General features: G+C 33.7%; 16 protein-coding genes and 1 tRNA gene. 10 read left to right on the top strand and 7 right to left on the bottom strand.

The genetic code is table 11. The annotated features are described in order from the left end of the window. Nucleotides 1–229: 229 nt before the first annotated feature. The 9 genes from SUDEN_RS06240 (at nt 230) to SUDEN_RS06280 (ending at nt 12,764) form a co-directional block, all read left to right on the top strand. Entirely contained in the window at nt 230–2,335 is a 2,106-nt protein-coding gene (locus tag SUDEN_RS06240) for a type I secretion system permease/ATPase (protein WP_011372820.1), read from the top strand. After that, nucleotides 2,332–3,606, top strand: a complete 1,275-nt coding sequence (locus tag SUDEN_RS06245) for an HlyD family type I secretion periplasmic adaptor subunit (RefSeq protein WP_011372821.1) — start codon at nt 2,332–2,334, stop codon at nt 3,604–3,606. The genes SUDEN_RS06240 and SUDEN_RS06245 overlap by 4 nt, the downstream gene beginning before the upstream one ends. A 142-nt stretch (nt 3,607–3,748) precedes the next feature. Further along, entirely contained in the window at nt 3,749–4,702 is a 954-nt protein-coding gene (locus SUDEN_RS06250) for a hypothetical protein (protein WP_011372822.1), read from the top strand. 14 nt (nt 4,703–4,716) lie between these two features. Continuing rightward, nucleotides 4,717–5,805, top strand: coding sequence for a MotA/TolQ/ExbB proton channel (locus SUDEN_RS06255; RefSeq protein WP_011372823.1), 1,089 nt, complete (start codon nt 4,717–4,719; stop codon nt 5,803–5,805). Nucleotides 5,806–5,809: 4 nt separating this feature from the next. Beyond that, the gene (locus SUDEN_RS06260) at nt 5,810–6,520 is read left to right on the top strand and encodes a hypothetical protein (RefSeq protein ID WP_011372824.1); all 711 of its coding nucleotides are present in this window, start codon (nt 5,810–5,812) and stop codon (nt 6,518–6,520) included. Then, the gene (locus SUDEN_RS06265; protein WP_011372825.1) at nt 6,520–9,294 is read left to right on the top strand and encodes a TolC family protein; all 2,775 of its coding nucleotides are present in this window, start codon (nt 6,520–6,522) and stop codon (nt 9,292–9,294) included. The genes SUDEN_RS06260 and SUDEN_RS06265 overlap by 1 nt, the downstream gene beginning before the upstream one ends. Then, on the top strand, nt 9,291–11,366 hold the full coding sequence (locus SUDEN_RS06270; RefSeq protein ID WP_011372826.1) for an EAL domain-containing protein: 2,076 nt from the start codon (nt 9,291–9,293) through the stop codon (nt 11,364–11,366). The genes SUDEN_RS06265 and SUDEN_RS06270 overlap by 4 nt, the downstream gene beginning before the upstream one ends. Before the next feature lie 10 nt (nt 11,367–11,376). Beyond that, on the top strand, nt 11,377–11,856 hold the full coding sequence (locus SUDEN_RS06275; RefSeq protein ID WP_011372827.1) for a hypothetical protein: 480 nt from the start codon (nt 11,377–11,379) through the stop codon (nt 11,854–11,856). Beyond that, entirely contained in the window at nt 11,853–12,764 is a 912-nt protein-coding gene (locus SUDEN_RS06280) for a tetratricopeptide repeat protein (protein WP_011372828.1), read from the top strand. Before SUDEN_RS06275 ends, SUDEN_RS06280 begins: the two co-directional genes overlap by 4 nt. 3 nt (nt 12,765–12,767) lie before the next feature. Here SUDEN_RS06280 and SUDEN_RS06285 read toward each other — a convergent pair whose 3' ends face one another. From SUDEN_RS06285 to SUDEN_RS06300, 4 genes are all read right to left on the bottom strand, one after another. Next, entirely contained in the window at nt 12,768–13,577 is an 810-nt protein-coding gene (locus SUDEN_RS06285; protein WP_011372829.1) for an HDOD domain-containing protein, read from the bottom strand. 177 nt (nt 13,578–13,754) lie between these two features. Then, entirely contained in the window at nt 13,755–19,349 is a 5,595-nt protein-coding gene (locus SUDEN_RS06290) for a hemolysin-type calcium-binding region (RefSeq protein ID WP_011372830.1), read from the bottom strand. Between the two features lie 206 nt (nt 19,350–19,555). Then, the gene (rimI, locus tag SUDEN_RS06295; protein ID WP_011372831.1) at nt 19,556–19,984 is read right to left on the bottom strand and encodes a ribosomal protein S18-alanine N-acetyltransferase; all 429 of its coding nucleotides are present in this window, start codon (nt 19,982–19,984) and stop codon (nt 19,556–19,558) included. Continuing rightward, on the bottom strand, nt 19,981–20,961 hold the full coding sequence (locus SUDEN_RS06300) for a DUF2156 domain-containing protein (RefSeq protein WP_011372832.1): 981 nt from the start codon (nt 20,959–20,961) through the stop codon (nt 19,981–19,983). The genes rimI and SUDEN_RS06300 overlap by 4 nt, the downstream gene beginning before the upstream one ends. A 155-nt stretch (nt 20,962–21,116) precedes the next feature. Here SUDEN_RS06300 and SUDEN_RS06305 point away from each other — a divergent pair. After that, nucleotides 21,117–21,190: transfer RNA gene (locus tag SUDEN_RS06305), tRNA-Gln, on the top strand. 10 nt (nt 21,191–21,200) lie between these two features. On the opposite strand, the gene SUDEN_RS06310 is transcribed toward SUDEN_RS06305, so the two are convergent. From SUDEN_RS06310 to SUDEN_RS06320, 3 genes are all read right to left on the bottom strand, one after another. Next, nucleotides 21,201–21,695 carry an HIT family protein gene (locus tag SUDEN_RS06310; protein ID WP_011372833.1) on the bottom strand — a complete coding sequence of 165 codons (495 nt, stop codon included), beginning with the start codon at nt 21,693–21,695 and terminating at the stop codon, nt 21,201–21,203. Between the two features lie 121 nt (nt 21,696–21,816). Continuing rightward, the gene (locus SUDEN_RS06315) at nt 21,817–23,100 is read right to left on the bottom strand and encodes a TRAP transporter large permease (protein WP_011372834.1); all 1,284 of its coding nucleotides are present in this window, start codon (nt 23,098–23,100) and stop codon (nt 21,817–21,819) included. Next, the gene (locus tag SUDEN_RS06320; protein WP_041672262.1) at nt 23,097–23,576 is read right to left on the bottom strand and encodes a TRAP transporter small permease subunit; all 480 of its coding nucleotides are present in this window, start codon (nt 23,574–23,576) and stop codon (nt 23,097–23,099) included. Before SUDEN_RS06320 ends, SUDEN_RS06315 begins: the two co-directional genes overlap by 4 nt. Between the last annotated feature and the right edge of the window lie 7 nt (nt 23,577–23,583).

Genomic DNA, 23,583 nt, shown 5'->3' on the forward strand with positions numbered 1-23,583 from the left:
TTTTAAAATCTCTTCAAAAAAGCACTCGGCAGTAACTCGGCATTTTTACCCCCTATTCCATCTTAAAAGTTACACTCGGCAGTTAGTTTGCATTTTGTAATCTATATAAATTTAAAGAAGTTGTTAAAATCTATTTTATCATTTAAAAATTTAAAAAGTGCCTCAAATCAATTTTAAATTTATTTTAGATACAATGCCATAAAATAGAGATATAAGGTTAATAAAACAGGTGCCACTAGAAGAGAGTTTTGAACAAAACCCACTGCTAAAGTGTGTTAAAAATATATTAGATTTCTACTTTGGCGATGTTAGCTTTAAGACACTTAGTGCTTTTTTTATACATAGCAACACTTTTGATACAGCGCAAGCTCAAGAGATTTTAAAAAATTTCAACTTAAGCGTTATAGAGAAAAAGATATCTGCTGACACAATTCCAAAACATTTCTTGCCTAGTATTATCTTTGATGCTGAAGCAAACCCACTAGTGTTTCTAAGAAAAACTCAAGATAAAGCTACTGTTTTTGATCCACAAGATGGTAAAGAAAAACAGATAGATATCAAAAAATTAAAAGCGTACAAGAGAGCATTTCTTATATTTAAAGATACACAACATGTAAAATATCTTGAATCAACAGAGAACAAAGCTTGGTTTTATGAACCATTGAAATCGCACTACAGAGCTTACATTGAAATAGCCATTATTACCCTTTTTATAAATGTTTTTGCTCTTGCAATTCCTCTTTTCATTATGAATATATATAACAGAGTCGTTCCAAATCAAGCTTATGAGACGCTGTTTGTTTTAGCCAGCGGAACTATTCTTGTTCTTATTTTTGATGTTATTTTAAAATATTCAAGAACTCATATACTTGATGGGATTTCAAAAAAAGTTGGGCTTTTTTGGGAAGAGGAGCTAATGAATAAGATGATGCTTGTTGATGTAGAGTTTGATAAACAGCTCTCGGGGAGTAAGGCAAATCTATTTAAGGAAATCCAGCAAATTCGTGATTTTTTTACAAACAGATCTCTAACACAGATTATAGATTTTCCATTTTTTCTAATTGCAATACTTGTTATTTATATAATTTCACCTACTGTTGCTGTTATTCCATTTATAGCTGCTTTGCTTATCATGATTTTTAATTTTTTGATGCAACATCCAATCTCCAAACTAAGCAAAAACAATTCTGAAAACATCCAATCAAAATATAGTTTTATATTTGAATCCATTCAAGGCGCACAAAGCATAAAACTAAGTAATGCTGCACCAACTAGAATGTTTTTATGGAGAAACATAGTAGCTTTTGTTGATGGCGTTGGCATAAAAATCCAATCTCTCCATGCACTCTCAACTAATATCTCACAATTTATCCTTCAGTTAGTTACTGTTCTTGTTGTTATTGTTGGAGTCTTTGAGATATCAAATCAAAACTTAAGTGTTGGTGGACTAATAGCTGTTACTATGCTTGCAAGCAGAGCCATGGTTCCAATAGTTAGTTTATCTAGCATACTTATAAGACTAAAAGAGATGGGTGAGTCCATAGATAGAGTCGATGAGTTTATCTCTCTTCCTGCTGAAGATAATTCAACTACTGAAGCTGGCATAGGAAAAATAGAAGGAAAAATAGAGTTTAAAAATGTGACTTACAAATTTAATAACAGCAAACATCCATCAATTGATAGTGTCACGTTTACTATCCAACCAGGTGAAAAAGTAGGTATCATTGGACAAACTGGAGCTGGTAAAACTACTCTTTTAAAACTTCTTATGGGTCTATACAAACCAACCAGTGGTTCAATATATCTGGACAATCATGATATTACAACCATTCATCCTGTTGAGATTAGACAAAATATCGGCATTATGCCTCAAGAGCCATTTTTATTTAATGCAACTATAAAAGAGAATATTGAACTATTTCGTCCTATTAGTAAAACAAGAATGATGGAGATTATTACATTTATAGGACTTGGAGATCTTATAAAAAAATCTGGCAAAGGTGACGCTCTTCAAGTTGGTGAGAGAGGTTGTAACCTCTCTGTAGGGCAGAGACATTTAGTTGGCTTGGCAAGAGCTTTAGCTCCAAATCCACCTATGCTTATTTTAGATGAACCTACAACTGGGCTTGACATGGGGTCAGAGAGGAGACTCATTGATAAGCTCAAAGGCGGTTTGAGTCCAGACAAAACTCTTCTGGTCATTACTCATAGGTTAGCTGCACTGGATTTGGTAGATCGCATTATCGTGATTAATGATGGTAAAATCGTAGCAGATGGACCAAAAAACAAAGTGCTTCAAGCACTACAAACTCCCATAAAAAAAGAGATGGCATGAGTTATAGATATCTTGAAGAGCCAAAATGGAACTATTATCTGTTTGTTCTTCCTATTATTACTTTTATGAGTCTCTTTTTAATTTGGGCATCTTTTGCAGAGATAGATGAAAGCGTAAAAGGAGTTGGCAAAGTTATACCATCTGGACAAACAAGACTACTGCAGCATCTAGAGGGTGGGATTATTACAGATATTCTTGTTGCAGAGGGAGACGCAGTTGCTGAGGGACAAGTTCTTTTTCGAATTCAAAATCAGTACTTTATCTCTTCAAAAAAAGAAAATATCATCAAACTAACAGCTTTTAGAGCAAAAATAGAGAGAATCAATGCTTTGCTTCAAAACAAAGAGAGCATATCTTTTAACAAAGAGATGATACAAAGTATCCCTCAGATTATTGAGAATGAGATACAAATCTTCTATGGACAGAAGAAAAAAAATGATTCGGAGATATCAGTCCTTGATGAGCAGTTATCTCAAAAAAAAGCCCAACTTAAAGAGTTTGAGATGAAGTTAGCAAATCTATCTATAGAGTACAATTTGTCGTTAGAAAATATGAAAATTCAAGATGAGCTCATTAAAAAAAGTGCTATCTCAAGAGAGAAGTATCTGCAAAATCTCTCATCAAAGCAGAGGCTCTATACACAAATGGAAGAGGCAAGATATACTATTCCTGTTATAAAAAAAGAGATAGCAGAGTGGAATAAAAAAATTGAGGGCAAGATGTTTGAGATTAGATCTAAACTACTCCAAGAGAGTAATGAGGTTCAACTTGAAATCAAAAAGTTAGAAGAAATCATAGAAACTGATATTGACAGAGATGTAAGGATAGGTGTTACAAGCCCAACAAAAGGTCTAGTAAATAAAATAAACTACAATACTGTTGGAGGGATTGTTAAATCAGGCGAGACGATAGCGGAGATATCTCCACTTGATGATGAGTTGATGATTGAAGCGAAAATTAACACCGCTGATAGAGCGTATATTCACCCTGGTCAAAATGTATCTATTGAAATTACAGCTTATGACTCATCCAAATATGGGTTAGTTAAAGGCAAACTTATAGGTATTTCACCAGACAGTTCAACTGATGAGAAAGGAAATAACTTTTATGTGATAAAAGTTAGAGCAAATGATTATAAATTTGATGAAAACTCACCAATTTTAATCGGTATGACTGCAAATGTAAATATCTTAACTGGAAAGCGAACTGTTTTACATTATTTGTTAAAACCGATGAAAGACATCAAACAAAGGGCATTAAACGAGCATTAAGTTAAATTTTAAAAAAAAATTTAATAATTTTAAGTCTTAATTGCTATAATGTTTTGAACTGTTTTTTTTTGTATTTAAAATTTTATCTAAGGATATTTATGGGTTCGAAAGTTGCTATTAGTTTTGTAAAAGAGGTGTTGTAGTGTTTGGATTTATAAAGATGATTCAAGATTTTTTATCTAAGTTAAAAAATAATAAAAGATTGTGGTTTACCTCTCTTTTTATTATTGCATCATTAGGCGTTACTCTCTCAATAACCATTCTAATAATAACAACAGATAGCGTTTCGCAAGAGGTATATATAAGTCAAACAAAAGAGTTTGCACTTAAGTATAAAGACCTAGAGAAGCTTAAAGAGAAAAAACTTCAAAAGCTCGCTACTGTTCTTATTAATGACAACTCTATTATAGATAAAATAGAGAAAAATGATGCAGCTGGAATTTCTCAATTTCAGAATGAATTAAATGCAAAAATAGCTCAACAAGATAGCAATATAATGATTTTTAAATTTCATTCACTAGCAAACAATAGTGAAGTTCTTCGCAACTCTATAATTTCTACCATCCAAAATAAAAATAGTATATTTGGGGTAGAGGTCCTTTTTGATGGGATTTTTTATGTATATTTACAGCCTATTATAAAAAACAACAATGTTATAGGAGTTTTAGAAATTAAAGAGAATATCTACTCTATAAAAGAGAGTTTTGATATAACAAATAAACAGTTTGCATTTTTACTAGATACAAAAATGATAGCTCTGATTTCTCAACAAAGTAAAGATGGTATCTACAAAGAGGTAGGGAAAAACCATCTAGTTAACACTAAAGTACATGAAAATAATTTTGTCTCTTCTATTGCTTCTCTTGATGAAAACGCTCTACAAAATATAACTAATGGTGAGTATGTAATAGGTCAAGAGTTTTTCATAAATGGCTTACTTCTTAGGGATACTAGTGGTGTGGACATAGGTATTCTTGTATTTGGAGAGAGTGTTGAGAAAGATGGTGGATTTATCAAAATGGCTAACAAAATGACAAATCAGGTAGTTTCAATTGCTCTTGGGCTAATTGTTTCACTACTTCTGTTTATGTTTTAAAGAGGCTAGAGATAATGAGAAGATTAAAAATACTTAAAATTTATGGCGTTTTATGGCTATTTATTTTCTTTATTGTATATTCCAATTTTTCAACTCTATATGAGTTCTTTTTTACAACAATAACATTTAATGTTGCTGTTTTAACAACCTTTACTATTGGATTTGTCATAATTGCTAAAGCCTCTTTAGAGTTAGTTATGCTCACTGGAACTTTTGCTGTTATGCGTTATAAAAAAGGTCAATCTTTAGAGTTTTATTTAAAAGGAATAGATAAGATATTTCCAGAAAATATTGCACAAATGTTTGCAAAAAGAGCTTCTCATGAGAGTGTCTATTTTACGCACTCTGAAGTAAAAGATGTCTCTGTCTGGCTTGAAGATAAATTTACAAATCAAAAAAGTTATATCAGCTTTTTTATCAGTACATGTTTAATGATAGGTCTCCTTGGAACATTTGCAGGGCTTTTGATGGCACTTAACGAAATGGCAAGAATAGTTTTATCACTTCAAGGTGATGTAAACATTGGTGATGTAATGAAAAGGTTAAATGGACCAATTTCAGGCATGTCTGTCGGTTTTGGTTCATCTCTTTTTGGCGTTGCTTCTGCTATTATCTTAAGTGTTAAAGGGTATATTTTAGAAAAAAACCAAGCCATGTTTACAGAAGATGTTTCGGATTGGATAAACTCTTTGGTTATTGAATCAGCTGTTAGCTCTGATGATGGAGTTGTTACAAGTGGTGGTGGTTCTATGTCACAAATCATGGCTCTATTTACAGAGAAAATTAGTGAATTTACACAAAGCATGGATAAATCTAATAAATCAAATGAAACAATCCTAAAAGTATTATCTCAAAGCATAGATGGCGAATCAAAAGCGGCAAAAGATGAGATGGCAGCACTTGAGAATATCTCAAATGGCATTAAAGATTTAAATATAAACCAGTATCAAAGTTCTTCATCACTTGTTGACTCCATTCAAGACCTCTCTTCAGCTACTATAAACTCAGGAAGAAGCATAAAGGCTATGCTTGAGTTGCAAGAGAAAAATAATCAACTGCTGAGTGAACTTCTTAACAAATTAAATACAGAGCCTAAGGCTTAGTATAATGGCTAGAAAAAGAGTAGAACCATTTAACCCTTGGCCTAGCTTTGTGGATTTATTTGCCTCAGTTATTATGGTTGTACTTATGTTTATGATAATTCTTATCGTAAACATCACATATTATGCACAATTTAAGTATAAAGTATCTTACACTGGAACTATTGCAATTGAGCAAACAGTAGATAAAGCAGTACCTGTTTTAGATAAAAAAGTTAAAGAACGAGAACAAGAAGAAGAACCTTTAGAGAAGAAAAAAGAGTCTATCATAAGTGAAAAAACTATTAAAATAGTAAAAGATGATACAAAAAAAGAGCTAGAAGCTGTTGCTGGAGTGGACCTTAGCAGGACTAGCAATAACTTTACTAGACAGGATAATATTTTTCATGAAGATTGGATGGTTGTTAAATATTTAGATAGTGAAGTTATATTAGACTCTAAATCCATCAAAGATATAGACAAGTTTTTACTAGATGCTAAAGAAAAATTTCCACAACACTCTATTTGGATATATATAAAAGAGCCGCAAAATCAGATAAGTGCCTCAGTAGGAAAGCAAATAGCACTCTCAAGAGTTTTAAATATAAGAAATTTACTTAGAAATAGAGAGTATAAAGATGAGGATGTTATGATTAAACTTAGAGATAAAATCCCACTAAAAAACGTTACAAATCATGCTTCAGGGTATGCTGTTATAACAGTTCATAGGAAAAAATAGTGAAGAAAGCCTTTGTTTTAATATTTTTTATATTTTCCTTTGTTTCATATTCAAAAGAGATTAAAAAATCAGAGTTAAATACTGATTTAATTGCAATAAAAATAGGCTCTTTTAACTCTCTCGACAATGCGTTAGACAATGTGAAAGCTATATCTGATAAATATGACATATTGACACTAAAAGGGAATGATTACAATCAATATGTAGTAAATATCACCCCTGAATCTTACAACACTACACTAGCGGATGTTAAAAAAAATCATCCCGATGCTTTTAAAACAGATAAACTCTCTTTTAAAACTGATGGTATTATTTTAGGCTCAACTGCTGAAGATTCAACTGAGACTAAAAAAGAGTCTGATAAACCAGCCACGGATAATCTTGCAAATAATAGAACCACTCCTAAGAGTGAAGAGATTTCGCTAAATCTCTCAACCATAGATGAGAGCCTCCTAAAAAAGAGCAATAAAGAGGTAAAAAGTGAGCAAGATTTAAGTAATAGCGTTCAAAATATTATTAAAATAGATATACCAAAAGAGAGCGAAAATTCACAACTATATGAAATAAAAAATATTATAAATGTTGATGTAAAAAAACCTAAAGTTTTAGCTCCGCAAGATAAAAAAGTTGATCTTATTGATGTTGTTTTACAAACTATATCTGCTAGTCACAAGGTTTTGTCTAGTAGAGAAAAAATGGTACAAGCAAAACGAAATATAGACATAGCATTTGCAAATTATTATCCTTCAGTTGACGCTATCTATACGCTTGGAAAAACAGAACGAAGACCAGGAGACAAAGAGAATGGAGCTTTAAATAAAGTCAAATATTACGGTGATGAAATCTACTCACTTAAAGTTACTCAAAATGTTTATGCTGGAGGAGAGACGCAAAACAGTGTTGAACAATTAAGAGCAAATTATCTTGTCGCAAAAGTAGATTTCGAGAGACTCCTAGAAGAGGAGTCTATAAAAGCGATTAACTCCTATATAGATGTTGTTTTTTCAAGAGATGCTCTTGAAGCAAACAAAAAAAACATAGAAGAGCTTGAAACAATTTTAGAGATAGTTAAAATAAAATATGATGCTGGTGCACTCTCTATTGGAGAGTTAAGCAATATAGAAGCAAGTGTATCAAACGCAAAATCTCAACTCTCAAGAACAACCTCAAGATATACAAATGCTCTAGAGTATTTTAAATTTATTGCAGGTGAATCGTTTAAAGATATGTATCCTTATGAAAAAGTGACGCAAGTTACTCTTAGAGATTTTGATGCTTTGTTGGAAAGTTCACTTAAATGCAATAATACTTTACGCTCATTTGAATATGATATATTGAGTTCCAAGCACAACTTAAAAAAATTAAAATCTCCATTTAGACCCAAAGTTGATCTTGTAGCTGGAATTGATAAAGTAGCAGATAAAGAGTATTTTGAAAATGTTGAAGATAGCTATTATGCAAAAATGGTGCTTAGCTACAATCTCTTTAATGGCGGAAGAGATGAAGCTGAATATCTAAAAGCGTACTCTGTGCTAAAAGAAAAATCATACGATAAAGAGGCGGAAATCAGAAAAGTTAAATGGAGTTTGGAAAAATTTTACACATCTATTACATCACTTCAAAACAATATGAGTAACGTCGAGAGTGAAGTTAATGCTTCAAGAAGTATGGTTGCGTCTTACTGGGAAAGCTTTAAACATGGAGAACAAGATTTATATATCCTTCTTCAAGCTCAAAGACAACTAAATACAGCAGAATTGGATTTTATACAGACACAACAAGATAGCATGAAAGACTATTTTGAAATACTTAGACTTCTTGGAGACTTATTAAACTACTTTGGTATGGATATAAATGATGATGCCTTCCTTGACATGGCAAAAGCAAACTACCGCGCAAAAAATAACATTATTGGTAATACGAAAAAAGATGATGCAAAAGCAGAGCCTAAAATAGCAGTTATAAAAGAGTCAGCAATAGTTAAAGAGGAAGTTAAAAAAGATATTAAAGAGGAGAAGACTCAAGAAGAAACAGCAACTAATGATGAGAGAGTAACTAAAGAAGACTCCTCTCTCGAGACTCTTTTATCTTTCAATGAGAGCTTTTTGCTTCAAAATCCATCAAGCTATACAATAGTAATTTCTAAATTAAAGAGTCCTGTAGATGCGTTAAAAGTAATCTCCGAACTGAGTGCTGAAGATAAATCTTTTATGTATGAGTTTTTCCAAAACAAAAAGGTCAAGACTAACATAGCTTATGGAATTTTCAATAGTATAGAAGAGGCAAAAGAGTCAATGAACTCCGAGCTTAGTGAATTTACAGATTTAACTATAGAGAGTGTTGGCAAAGTACAAAATGATTTTAGAGATTATTTTAAACTCTCATTTTTAAATGCTGATGAAGTTATAAAAGTAAAAACAAAAAAAGAAGCAAAAGAGACTAAAGTTGCTGAGATTCCATTTACAACAAATGAACTCTTCAAAAAAGAGTTTTTATCTGCTCCAAAAGAGTTCTTTACTATAAATATTACAACACTATCTTCAATGGAAATTGCAGGGCGAGTAGTAAAAGATGCAAATATAGATCAGCGTAGTTTTGCTTTTGCCTTTGGTAAAGATAGCCGATGGATAAAACTTATGATGGGAGTTTACGCAACTTATGATGAGGCTAAAGAGGCACTAAATGCGCTTGGGGATATAAAGACTAAATATAACCCTGTTATAGAAAAAATTGCTCTAAAACAAGAGCTATATGAGAAATTTAACAAACAATGAAAACATATATCTCTCTTATATTTTTTTTAATTACTCTCTTTAGCTCTGCATCTGCCCTATATTATTATCATATAGAAGATGAAGCTCTAAAGAGAGTAGCGCATGATAAAGAGATACTAAAAGCTCAAGTATTAAGAGTCGCTAAAGAGTCTGTAACTAACCTTACTCTATTTGAGAGCAGCATCAAAACTCTGCAACAAACGAACCCTCTAAGTGAAGTCAAACTTCAACTAAAAAAACTCTCTTTTAGTGAAGATATCCTACTTAAAAAAGTTTTTTTAAACAGTACGGGATGGTTTGTAAGTGATGTTACTGTAGATAACACTGATGGAGAGATTTCAGTTGATGATAGCGGTATATATACACTACAACTGTCTAAAGATAAACAAGAGGCTGTTGAGATAAAATTTCAAGCTATAAAAGATTCTATTATCAAAGATTTTCTTATACCTTTTGCGACAAATAGAGTAGTTTTAAGCACAAATGAGACAAACTCAACTGCTACTTTTGAAGAGATACAAGAAGATGACTTCTCTCTTTTTATAAAAGATAACTTTATAGTTGATAGAGAGTTACTAAGAGATAAGTTCTATACATTTATAATCGCTTTATCTATATTTATGAGCATGATGGCACTCTCTGGCTACCTTTTTTACAGATTCGTTATAATTAAAAACTTCTCACACTCCATAAAAGGTTTAAATAATTATGTTGAAAATATTATTAAAGGAAAGATGTTAAAAGAGTCTGCTTTGGAGTCAAATTCTAAAGAGCTAAAAAATCTCTATGCAAATACAATTGAGTTAAGCAAAAAATTCATAAATGTCTCAAATGAGCTAACAGTTAGCAAAGATATTATCTATCAAAAAGAGAGAAGTGATGAGCTAACTGGGCTTCCAAATAAAAAATCATTCGAGAATGATTTAAAATATATGTTTATATCAAATAAAGATGGCTACATTATCTATCTTAAGATAGACAAAATTGGACTATTTACTAAAAACCATGGACCAGAAATTGTAGATTCTTTGATTGAGGATTTTGCACAGTTAATAAATAATTTTATAAATAAAGAGCGAAATAGAAATGGTGCAATTTATAGATTTTTCGGTGGAGAATTCTCAATTATACTATATGAAAACTCTATAGAAAAAGTTGAAAAGTTTCTTCTAGATATTCTTGAGCTAACAGATACGCTAAGAGATAAATACTACTTCTTTGATCGTGCTATCTACTATGGTGCTTCACCTTTTGACCATTATGGCACTATCGAGTCTATCATGCAGAGTGCTCAGGAAGCTTATGAAGTAGCACTTAAAGAGAAAACAAAATCATACTTTATAGTAGATTTAATGCAACAAGCTGAATTTAATAAAAAATTAGAAGGAAGCGTCAAAGATATTATTAAAAGAAATGACTTTGTACTTCAGTATCTTCATGACACGCTCACTTTTGGAGAAAATCCTAAACTCCTTATGCAAGAGGTTTCACCACTAATTATAGATAGTTTTACATATGAAAATATACCAACTGGTAAATTTATATCTGTGGCAGAGAAGATTGGAGTTGTTGCTGATTTTGATAAGGCGTTAATACTCAAAGTTTTAGAGCAGATAGAGTTTGGAGGGTTAGAGCATAAAATCTGTGTTGTTTTATCAATTCCTTCAATTGCCAATAAACTCTTTATATCTTGGTTAGAGACCATGGCTATAGAGAATCCTCTTATTAAAAATATTATATTTACCTCCGCTTGTTATAGTGTGGCTAGTAATTTTGAAGATTTTAAACACTTTAACTCAATACTTAAGGCGCACAACCTTGAGAATATGATAAAAAAATATGACCCGACAGATTTAAGCCTAGAGAGTCTAATAGAGCTTAAACCATCATATTTAAAACTAGATAGAAACTTCTGCCAAGACTTTAAAAAAGATAGCACAAAACAACATGTAGTAAAGCAGATTTTACTATTCTCAGATACACATGATATAAAAGTTATAGGTGATTCACTAAAGAGTGAGCAGGATTATCTGGCATTTGAGATGCTTGGTGTCTATGGAAATTGTCATTAAGAGGTTTGATATGAAGAGAGTACTATTTTTAATTTTATGTTTTAGTTTAGCAGAGGCGACAGATATCTCATCAAGAGAGTACAACTCCATAGACGAACAATTGGCATATAACGCTATAAAAAAAATCTTTGTCTCCGCTGAGAGCCAAACTATAGTCGATACAAACTGGAGCACTCTACATGTAAGTAAACGATCTACCTCTGGCTTTATAGATATCACTACATCGATTGAGAATATTTTGCTCAAAACAAAATACTTAAGCGATAGTGATTCTCAAAAGATGAGTTTAGAGATTTTTACAACAGTTAATGAAGAGAACTCTTATGTATCATCAGATAGTTTTTTACACACACTAATGTGGAACAGAATTGAGTATGCACTTGGTTTTGATGATAATTGGATTGAATGTATCTACTCACCTAGAGGCATATTTTATATAAATCATCCATTATGCTCAGTGAATAAAGAGATATTTGAGCTTGAGAGATGAAAAAAGCACTACCTTTTTTAACGCTCTTTTTTTTTGCATTCACACAACTATTTGCAGATATAAACTCAACCAAGACATTTGATAAATACCTAAGAGAAGCAAAGGATGGAAACTCTTCTGCCATGTTTAATGTAGGTCTTAGCTACTTTAACGGAGTTGGTGTCGAAAAGAACCATAATAAGGCTTTTGAGTGGTATAACAGAGCTTCAGATAAAGGAAATTTAGAGGCACTAAACAACCTTGGTACAATGTATGACAATGGAGATGCAACTCTTCAAAACAGCTCTTTGGCACAAAAATATTATGAGATGGCAGCTAATGCTGGACTTGCTACTGCACAGCTAAATTTAGGTCTATTTTTTGAGAAAAACCCAACTAGTGAAAATATGAAAAAAGCAGCCTCTTGGTATGAAAAAGCAGCGCTACAAGGAAATAGTATCGCACAAAACAATCTTGCTAAATTATATTACTTTGGCAATGGTATCGGTTACAACTTGGAGAGAGCTTTTTACTGGTTTCAAGAAGCAGCATGGCAAGATGACCCAATAGCACAGTACAATCTCTCCATGATGTACTATAAAGCAGAACACACGCCTTATGACGCTTCTAAAACACTATTTTGGCTTGAGCGATCAGCTAAAAATGGAAGCCAACATGCACAGACAAAGCTGGGTGATTTCTATACAGAGGGGTTGATTGTAAAAAAAAATTTAGAAATTGCTTTTGAGTGGTACATGAGAGCAGCTCTTAAAAATTATCAAAAAGCGCTCTATCAAGTTGGGGTATTTTACTTTTATGGACATGGAGTAAATAAAAATTCCATAAAAGCAAAAGAGTGGCTGGAAAAAGCCTCAGAATCAGGCTATGAAGATGCCACTTTATTTATGCAGAGGAACAAGCTTAGATAAAAACTACTGCTTCTCTTTAATATCTGCAATAATTTGCTCTAACTCAGCTGGTTTTAGTGAGAGAGATGTTGCATACTCTATTGCACTCTTGATTGACTCTTCTTTAAATGGATGGACGATATTACAAACTCTGTTTACTGTGTGAACAATTTGTGATACAAGCAGACTTTTATTTTCAGGATGTGATGGTTCATCAACATATCTAATATCATTTACCAACGCTTCAGACAATCCCCATTTCTCAAATATTGCAGCAGTAATCATAGATGTGGACGCACCTATGTATCTCTTCTCAACACTAGCGATATCTACAGCATCTTTTACATCAGCATAAAACTCATCACTTAGCCCTTTTTCTTTAATGATTCTAGCGATAATAAACTTACCAGTCTCTAATAAAAATGTAGGTAAAAGCAATCTGTCTCTTAGCTCAATATCTATCTCACTAGCCCATTTTGAAGCCATTATAATAGCTTGAGATGCAGTTTCCAAAAACTTATTTGAATCAGCTCCATAAGGCTCTAGTGAAGTCTCTATAAGATTTTTAATAGCACTACCAAGAGCTAATGATATAGTAAAGTTTACACCCAAGAGGCTAACCGCCATCTGAGGTGTCTCTATCTTTTTTTTAAAGCCAAACATGGCAGAGTTGGAAACTTTTAGAAGTGTTGAGAGAATAAGAGGGTCTTTACCAAGGATTTTTGCCAAATCAGCTGGGTTTTTGTCCTCTTTGTTTTTAAACTCCTCTATATGTATAACCGTTTGTGGAAGAGGAGGAAGTGAGTCTATCTGAGCCAATATATCGTTATTCATTTTTTCCCTATTTTATCTTTTTAAACTACATGTAGCGCAAAACTATTATCATCCACTGACGTAACAGCATATTCATTATTTAGAACAAAGTTTGTCACATTAACAAGCTACACATTTGTTGCTGTTATTATACTTGATTGTGTATTATTGTTAGCTAAATTAATTAACACAACTCAGTTAAACTACATGCATAGCAAAACTTGTATTATCATCCAATGTGATAGTGTAGCTTTGTCCTATTGTAAAGTTTGTCATATCATCACCTTTGGTATTGTCAATAGTGACTTTAGTACCTTGTGTATTATTTGCTATATCAAGTGTGAGTTCACTTGAACTGCCAATCCATTGTTTCATAGCTCTTGCATCTATATTTATACTATTTGTACTAGAAATTGTGTCAAGTTCTAATCTTTCAATATTATTAAATATATCTGCATCATTAAATGTCAAAGCTGCATTGGTTTGAGTTGTTCTAACATCAACCATATCACTGCCGCTTCCCCCATCAATATTTAGTTTTCCAGCTAAAAGTGCTTCATAATTTGCATAAAAAGTATCATTTCCGCTTCCACCAATAAGGTTTACATCACCATCTACAGCACTAAAATCTTTGTTGTGAGCATAAAAAGTTCTTCCATTATCGTTATAAGCCTTAATGTTTAAATTTGAATCTGTACCTATTTGAAACGTCTCAAATGTGTTGTAGTAGTTGTCTAGCATATTTATGGTTTGATTTACACCCATTATCAGGGTGTCTGTTCCACTACTAGCATCTAAGTAGAAGTTCATATTTGCACTTAGTGTAGAACCTGTAAAATTATATGTATCATTTCCGTTGTATCCAGAAACATATAAGCTACCACTAAAATCACTGAAGTCAATGTTAGTAAAATTAAAATTATCATCAGTAACTGTATTTGTTGAATACATGTAGATTCTACTATTATCTCCACCGACTACTTTTGTAAAGCTATTCAAACTCCATTGAGATAGATTAAAGTAAGAGTTATAACTTCCAAGTTCCAATATCTCAAAATTACTAATAGTTTGATTTCTAAAATCAACATTTTGCGCAAGTTTAAGAGTATCGCTACCCCCTCCTCCATCTAAAATTTCAGTTGCTTGATTTCTAGCTATGATAGTATCAGCTCCAGCTCCACCATAAAGCTTATCTACTCCACTCCAGCCATCTAGCGTCATACCACTATCGTTCGCAGTTATAGTATCATTTCCTCTTGAGCCGACAACTGACTCAAAATTTTTGATTAAGTCATTATATATTCCAGCTGTTCCAGTGGCTGATAGAAACTCTACTGTTGCATAACCACCTACAACATTTCCTAAATTAAGCGTTATCGCATCAGAAGTTGTGCTATAGTCGATTGTATCAAATCCATCTCCACCATCTATTTTGTCATTATTTGTTTGACCTGTGGTATATCTGCCATAACCATAAACAGTGTCATCTCCATCCCCTGCGTCTATGGTGTCATCATCTTGATCACCATATATTATGTCTTTACCAGCTCCACCGTAAATCTTATCTTTACCAGAACCACCTCTAATGGTATCATCTCCGCCATAACCATAAATATCATCATCTCCGCCATAACCATTAATGATATTAGCAAGTTCATTTCCATGTATCTCATCATTAGTACCATTGCCCAAACCGATACCGCTAAATCCTTCTGCAATTTCGAGTCCATCAATAGAATTGTACCCATCAATCCAACTGCCATCACCAGCTACAAGTTTATGCTGAACTTTACCATCTGAGTTAAGCCTAATAGCTTGAAACGCTTTATCTTTTACTCCATCATCATATAACTCTAGATAGTTATCTCCAGTATCTCCATAACTCTTATCAACTCCACGTCCAGGTCTGATGTAATCATCTCCGCTTCCACCATGAAGTATGTCATTTCCGCCTCTTCCATAAAGTATATCATTTCCACCCCATCCCCAAAACTCTTCATCAGCACTGTTTGAACCATATATTTTATCTATACCATCAGTTGCACTAATTTTTTCTATATCTTTTATCAAATCTATCAAGTTGTCAGTAGCTGTCTCTTTTACCATAACAAAATCACTACTATTTAAATCAACTGTAATACCTTGAAATGTCTCCATAAAACTAGGCTTAGTAGTATTGAAATCATAATCTGAAGGTTTATATGTTATCCAGTCGCTTCCAGCTCCACCATCTATGAAGTCATAACCTCCACCAGCAAAGATGCGGTCATCTCCAGCGCCACCTTTGATAAAGTTTGTATTTGCATTCCCATAAATAGTATCATCATATGAAGAACCTGTAATATTTTCTACATTAAGAATCCTGTCTTTTTCGTTAACAAGGTCACTATTGAGATGCGCATAATCATACTCTTCACCATTTGGTCTATCAAGTCTTACTCTCACACCCTCAATCATATTTACATAACTTACAGTGTCAGTGTCAGCTCCTCCATCTATATAATCTTTGCCGCTTCCAGAGATAAGAGTATCGCCTCCATCTCCGCCATAGAGTTTATTGTTTCCACCTCTGCCATCTATAGTATCACTTCCGCCAAGTCCACTAAGAGTATTATCTTTAGTTAAATTTCCATAAATAGTATCGTTGTATTTACTTCCCGTAATATTTTCAATATCTTTATAAATATCATATCCAGTTGCTTGAATGCTATCTAGTCCACTCTCCTGCTTTGATGATGAAAAAGAGCCAAGGGTTCCACTCCAAGTACCATTTGCCACAGCGTTACCAGCAGTTGCACCAGCGCTTAAAGAAGCAAAGCCTGCCGCAACACTAGCCGCACTAATGGCTCCCGTTGCGCTTAGTGTTAATCCTCCAACACTAAGTGATTGTCCAGCTATCAAATCTTTAAAAACAATAGTTGCTTTTTCACTCTGTTTTGTGTCAATATCGCTACTTCCTTGAGTGATAGCAACATCAATAGCTGGAGTGTCAATACCACTAACACCAGCTGATGCGGTAACTATGTCATCAACAGCTGTTGTCGCAGTTTGGCTTGTAAAAGTCACAACAGCACCAGTGGCTCCGCCTGAAGTCCATGCTGTAGTTTTTGCACCACTCCATGTACCGTTAGTTACAGCAGAACCAGCTGTTGCAGCACTATTATCAAGAGAGGAAAAACCAGCAGCAACATCAGCTGCAGAAATCGCTCCAGTAGCAGTTAGTTTTAGTCCATCTACAGTTACAGACTGTCCAGCGATTAAATCTTGAAATGTAATCTCATGACTCTCTGTTGTAGTTGCATCAACTCCTTGAATAGATACTACACCAAGTGCTGTAGGTGCTGCAACTGTTTCTACTCCTGAGGCTACAACAGTAATATCATCAACTTGCGCATTTGACGTTATGCTTGTAAAAGTTATTGTTTTACCTATAGAGGTACCAATTGCATAGCCATCAGCATCATAAGTAAATCTCCCATCTCTGTTGGCAAATTTTGAAATTGCATTTATTTTATCATCTGCATCTATATCACCATCACCATCAACATCAATATTTAAACCATCTACATGTACGCCATCTAAGTCAACATACACACCTTTGTAAGAGACTAACATATCTACATTTAGCGGATTGGATGTGCTTGGATCACTGTCTTCATCATACGAGCCACCTAATTTTTGACTCTCTTGTGCAGTGATAGCCCCCTCATTGCTAAGAAGCTCAATTTCACTAATCCCAAAACTATTTACATTTTCATAACTGACGGTATCTTTACCATCATATTTTTTAGTCTCGGCACTACCATTATCATTATCGCCATATATACGATTTGTTCCGCTTCCACCATAAAGAGTATCATCGCCTGCACTAAGGTAGTAAGTATCATCTCCTGCAGCGTCATAAACAACATCTTTTACTATTCCGCCATATATGATGTTATCTCCGCTACCATCTTTTATAATGTTGTAGTTTGGTTCTTTTGATAAGATAAATCCCTCATCTTTGCCACCTGCGAAATCAGCTTTTTTATATGTATAATCATCAGCAGAAGTTATATCTTTTAGTGCAAAAGTGTACTCATTCGTGAAAGACTGCTCACTCTCTGTTACACTATCAGCAAAAGCTGCATCTACTTTGTAGTTAGCAGTTATGGAGACATTAAATGGAGCTGATATATTGTTTGGATATTTTATAGTAAATTCTGCACTTTTAAAGTTAGTCAAAAAATCTACGCTATCATATGCAATAACTTCACCTAGTGCATTTTTAAAAATCATATTCTCTTTTGAAATATTAGAACCAGATATTTCATTGGAATCTTTATCTAAAATCTTAACCCCAGAAGGAAGACCACTGATAGAGAAGCTATCAACATAAAAACCCTCAGGCATATTAGGCTCAAAACGTAAAACTCTTGATAAATAAACATCTGTAGAAGGTTCTGAATGAACGACATCTACTGGTGTTGAGCCTAATGAAGAGGTTACAAAAGTAGTTATATTATTATTTGCTGCTGTACTTGTAAAAGTGACTTTATCTCCAGCTGCAGCAGCAGAACTCCATCCAGCGGATAATGTTCCGCTCCATGCACCGTTAGTTACTGTATTTAAAATTCCATCTGAACTTGCTGCTAAACTTGCAAATCCTGTGGCAACAGCCGCTGCACTAATAGCCCCACTAGCAGTTAGAGTAAGTCCATCTATAGTGACTGATTCTCCATTTGCTAGGTCTTTAAAAGTTAAAACATTTACTCCTGTTTTAGCTGAAGGAGCATTACTAAAGTAGTCGCTATTTTCAGCTCTTATAACCATATTTTCAGTTCTATTGCTTATGTCTATGGTCTCTGGTTTGTACTGATCACTAACAGAGTCAAACTTATATCCAGCCACGCTTCCGCCACCACCTAATATTTCAGGTGTGTTATCTGCATTTAAGACTTCACTAAACCTTACTTGATGCGCAGTTGCTTTAAACCCAAAACTTGGGATTCCTTCTCCAGGTCCAACGCCATCTCCGTTGCCATCGCCATAACCAGTATAATTATTTTCTGGAAAATAGTCAGTGAAATCATTTTTTGGCATAGTTTCATAATCTGGCTTTGGAATCATCTCCACATCTGGCTTTGGAATCATCTCCACATCTGGCTTTGGAATCATCTCCTCTTTAGGTTTATAGGCATCAAAATCATTTGGTTTTGCGTAGCTTGCATACGGTTTTGTGTAGGAATTTGGTACAGTGTTGCTTTTTGCTATAGCTTCGGAATCGCTTCTATAATCTTTTCTAACCTCTTGTTGAGTTTGAGTAAAATCTTCTTTTTTATTGTAGGAATCTGGTAAAACTTGAGATTGTGGGACTATGATGATTGGAGCTGGAGATGCCATGTCTGGCTTATTGTGCATCAATCCTTTATCTTCATCAGTATCGCTCACCCTAACCTTAAAACTGGCATCAACAGAAGTAATAGGGAGCTCATTTATCTCTTGAATTTTTGAGAGAAGATTTTCTACCGAAAATAATTTTCCGCTAAAATTAAACTGAGGAGGATTACTGCTAAAGCTCATTAATCCCATAGATGGGAACGTTAAAGCACCAAGTCCTGGAAACTCAACAACGATATCTCCACCAACAAGAGCATAATCGAGTTCATCAGAAGTAACACCATCTATATCAAAAACAACTTCGTCTCCCGGTCTTATAAAAACTGATAGATTCTCGCCATCTTTTGGCATGCTCTTTATAATAACTTTATTGTCTTTGTACTCTATACTTTTGCTATTTACTTCTAATGCCATGATAATCTCCATTGAATTATATGCGAATATGCTTCTATTTTAGCAGGTTGTTCATAAAAATAATCTTTTAGTATTGTTAAAAATAATCTTTTAAGTTTATTTGCGCTTTCGTGTGCAGAGTATATATCTTGGAGATTTCAATAATAGAGTAGCCGTAAACGTTAAAAAACTAAAAATTGAGTAAGTAAATATAACTTTGTTTACTTCTAAAGCTCCATTAAATAAGCATCGCAACCATCTAGATAAAATTCATTTAGATTTTTTTTTATACTAAAACCAATTTTTTTATATAGATTTATTGCTACTTCATTATCTACCCTTACTTCAAGCAATAAAGAATCAAAGCCAATACTTGAGAGTTTTTTTATGCTAAATTCTAAGAGTTTTTGAGCTATTTTTCTACCGCGAAACTCCTCTTTAACTCCTATGGAGTAGAGTTTGGCATTTTTACGTTTTATCAAAACTAATATATAGCCTGCTATGATATTATCAATCTCTGCTACAAATAACATGTTGTTTTTAATGTGATAGCAAAATGAGCCTCTTGAGAGAGGATAGTTTTTGCTTAAGAAGAGTTTTTGCTCCAGAGCAAATAGCTCTGAAGAATCACTAAGCTCTGCTTTGCGAATTTTCATTTTTGATATATTGTATATTTTGGTACTAACTTAAATGGGCGATAAGACATTTTAACCTTACGTAGATTTTCAAATCCCATATCATCACCAACATTTATATAAGCCACTTCATAATGCTCTTTTAGCATTTTTGAAAACTCTCTAAAGATAAATTGTGCGCAGCCTAAAATTTCAAAGTCCGTTTTCTCGATTATAACTGTTGCAGTATCATGACTTATGCGCTCACCAACTGTAAAGCCTTTTAATTCACCATTTATGTAGATTACAAGCCCCAATAACATAAGCTCATCGTAGTTTTTTATCATCTGTTTTATAGCATGACGCTCTTGGTGAATCCCCTCTAAGAAAACTTCCGCTTCCTCTTTTGGCATGTACTTTACTCTATCTGATACCCATTTGTTAAAGAGGTGCATAATCTCATCTTTGTGTTTAGCACTATCTAGTTTCTCTATGACATAATCAGGATAAGACTTCATAAACTTATTTATCTCTGTTCGCTTAGTGTGATAACTATTTCCTCTTAAATCAATCAGAGCATCAACTTCATAAACATAATCCACTAATTTTTTCTCTACTATATAACTCTCAAGCATCTCAAACATACTGTTAGCTTGATCAGCACTTTGAATAAAATCATCTAACATTGAACCTTGAACATAGTCTATTCGAGAGTAGTATGGAGATGAATTGTTTGCATTCATCACTTCAAAACATTTTATCATTGCTTGAGTGATATTTTTTTTCTTGCCCAAAGGAGGAAGGAGCATTGTTAGCTCACCGCCAGTCATAACAAAGAGGCAAAAAGATTTATTTATGATGGCATAAAAGCCGCTAGAGTTAGCAAGCCAGATAAAATTTGCAGCAAAAGTATAGTCACTTAAATCTACGCTGAGCTTTGAGAGATAACTCTCCATAATAGGCTTTGTGTAGATTGTAAATCGTTTTAATTTTTGCTTATTAACTGTTAAACTTCCCATAAAAAATCTCTCTTATTTTATAAATTATAGATGCAATCATACACACTTTTTATATCATTTAAGCAACTATTTTTTAACTACTTTTTTTTAATTATTAAGTTAATTATAAGTGTAGAATATTTATAATTCCACCCTCGCAAAAGCGTTTATACTATTGGGGTATAGCCAAGCGGTAAGGCAACTGGTTTTGGTCCAGTCATCAGGGGTTCGAATCCCTTTACCCCATCCACAACAAACTCCTAGCTTATATAGCTTGGGATTAAATCCTTGATTTTTTTATAAACTCTGATAAAATCTGTTGAATAAACTCTATTTTGGGCAATAGAAGTCATAAAGTTAGTATCTCTGCTCCAACGTGGAACTAAGTGCATATGTATATGCTCTGCAATCCCAGCACCCCCTGCAATCCCTAGGTTCATACCAATATTTACTCCATCGGCACCAAATCCCTCTTTTAAAAGACGAACACACTTTTGAGCCAAATCACTTACATGTAGCCATGCTTCACTGGGCAACAATTCAAGTTTATCTGTATGCAGATGTGGGATAATCATAAAATGCCCAGGAGTATATGGGTAGCGATTCATAACTATAAAACAGCTCTCATCTCTATAGAGTACATGTAGCTCCTCATCTTCACCTGCATGTTGGCTAATATGGCAAAAAACGCACCCTTTTATCTCTTTGTCGTTTATGTACTCATCTCGCCACGGTGCATATAAAATATCTTTCATGCTATTTTTCCTTGTTAAAAAATCATTATTTTACTTAAAATACTCTGCCTTGCAAGAGGCTAGCTTTAGTGCCTCAGCGGGTAGCGTAACAAAGAGGAATTACTTCCTCTTTGTGTTTAAATTAAACAAAAGCAAAAACTAAATCTGGAAATATCATAACTAAAATAAGAGCTAAAAGCTGAAGAAGTATAAAAGGGATGATGCCTTTATATATCTCGAGTGTTTTTATGCTATCTCCTGCTACTCCTTTTAAAAAAAATAGAGAGAGTCCAAAGGGTGGTGTTAAAAATGAAGCTTGAAGATTTAACGCTATGAGTATAGCAAACCAGAGTGGGTCTATCCCAAAAGCGTTCATAACTGGAAGTAAAATCGGAACTATGATAAAACTTATCTCTATAAAATCTATAAAAAAACCAAGTATAAATATACTAAGCATTGCAACAGCAATAAAAAACCAGACATCCCCTATATCTTGAGAGAAAAACTCTAGTATCAAGTCACTTCCGCCAAGCTCATTAAAGACCAGAGAAAAAGCTGTTGCCCCTATCAAAATCATAAAAATCATACCGCTAAGCTTTACACTCTCAAGAGAGGCGTATTTTATCATCTCATAATTTAGTGATTTGTTGAAATATGACAATAAAAACGCACCTATAACCCCAAAAGCAGCTGATTCTGTTGGAGAGGCTATCCCTGCAAAGATTGTTCCCAAAACAGAAACCATCAAAAGCATAGGCGGAGTTACTGCTGTCATTATCTCTTTAAAAGTAACCTCTTTTACATCCTTTGCAACAGGAGCAACTTCTGGTTTTAAATATGAGAAAATCAAGATATAAATTATGTAAAGCAGTACCAATAAAAGACCTGGTAAAACAGCGCCTATAAAGAGTTCACCAACACTAACGCTCATAACATCGCCTAAAATAATCAAAATAATTGAAGGAGGTATTATCTGTCCAAGTGTTCCACTCGCAGCTATTGTTCCACTTGCTAAGCTTTTATCATAACCTGCCCTAAGCATCAAAGGAAGCGCAATTACACTCATCATAACAACACTAGCTGATACAACTCCTGTTGAAGCAGCGAGCATTGCTCCAACTAGCACGACACTAACAGCCAAACCACCACGGAGAGTACGAAACGCAGAGCTCATAGCAACGAGTAGTTTTTCTGCCATAAGTGACTTCTCCAAAACCAAACCCATGGCGATAAAAAGAGGAACAGCGATAAGTGTTGTATTTGACATAATTCCATAGATACGAAAAGGGAGCGTTGAGAAGATTTCCAGCCCAATCTCAGGTATAAAAAAGGCGAAAAATATTGACACTGTTCCAAATACAAACGCAACTGGAATACCAACCATAAGAAGCGCTAAAACAACAACAAACATAAGAAGAGCCATCATGCGGCTCTCCATTTCATGTAGTCATCTTTAGTATCTTTAATGGCCTGAAGAAGTAAAAAAATAAAAGAGAGAGGCATAAGTGATTTTACTAAAAATCTATGCTCAAGCCCTCCTGGATTTGAAGAAGCCTCATTTTGGATAAAACTCATCGAAACAAAATCAATCCCGATGTAAATAATTAAGAGTGAAAAAGGGAGTATAAAAAAGAGCGAGGAGATAGTGTTTATAAGTAGTTTTGTTTTTTGGCTAAAAGAGGCATAAAATATATCGACTCTTACATGTGCGCCTTCTCTAAGCGTATATGCAATTGCAAAAAGTATAACAATATCAAAAAGATGCCACTCAAGCTCTTGAAGTGCGACAGAACCTGTGGAAAAAAGATATCTAGCCATCGCATCATAAACAACAAGAAGAACCAAAACAGCCAATACAATAGCTGTAAAATAGCCTAAATATTTTATGGTTTTGTCTATCAAATTCAAT

The sequence above is a fragment of the Sulfurimonas denitrificans DSM 1251 genome (assembly GCF_000012965.1).
GTDB classification, from domain to species: Bacteria; Campylobacterota; Campylobacteria; order Campylobacterales; family Sulfurimonadaceae; genus Sulfurimonas; species Sulfurimonas denitrificans.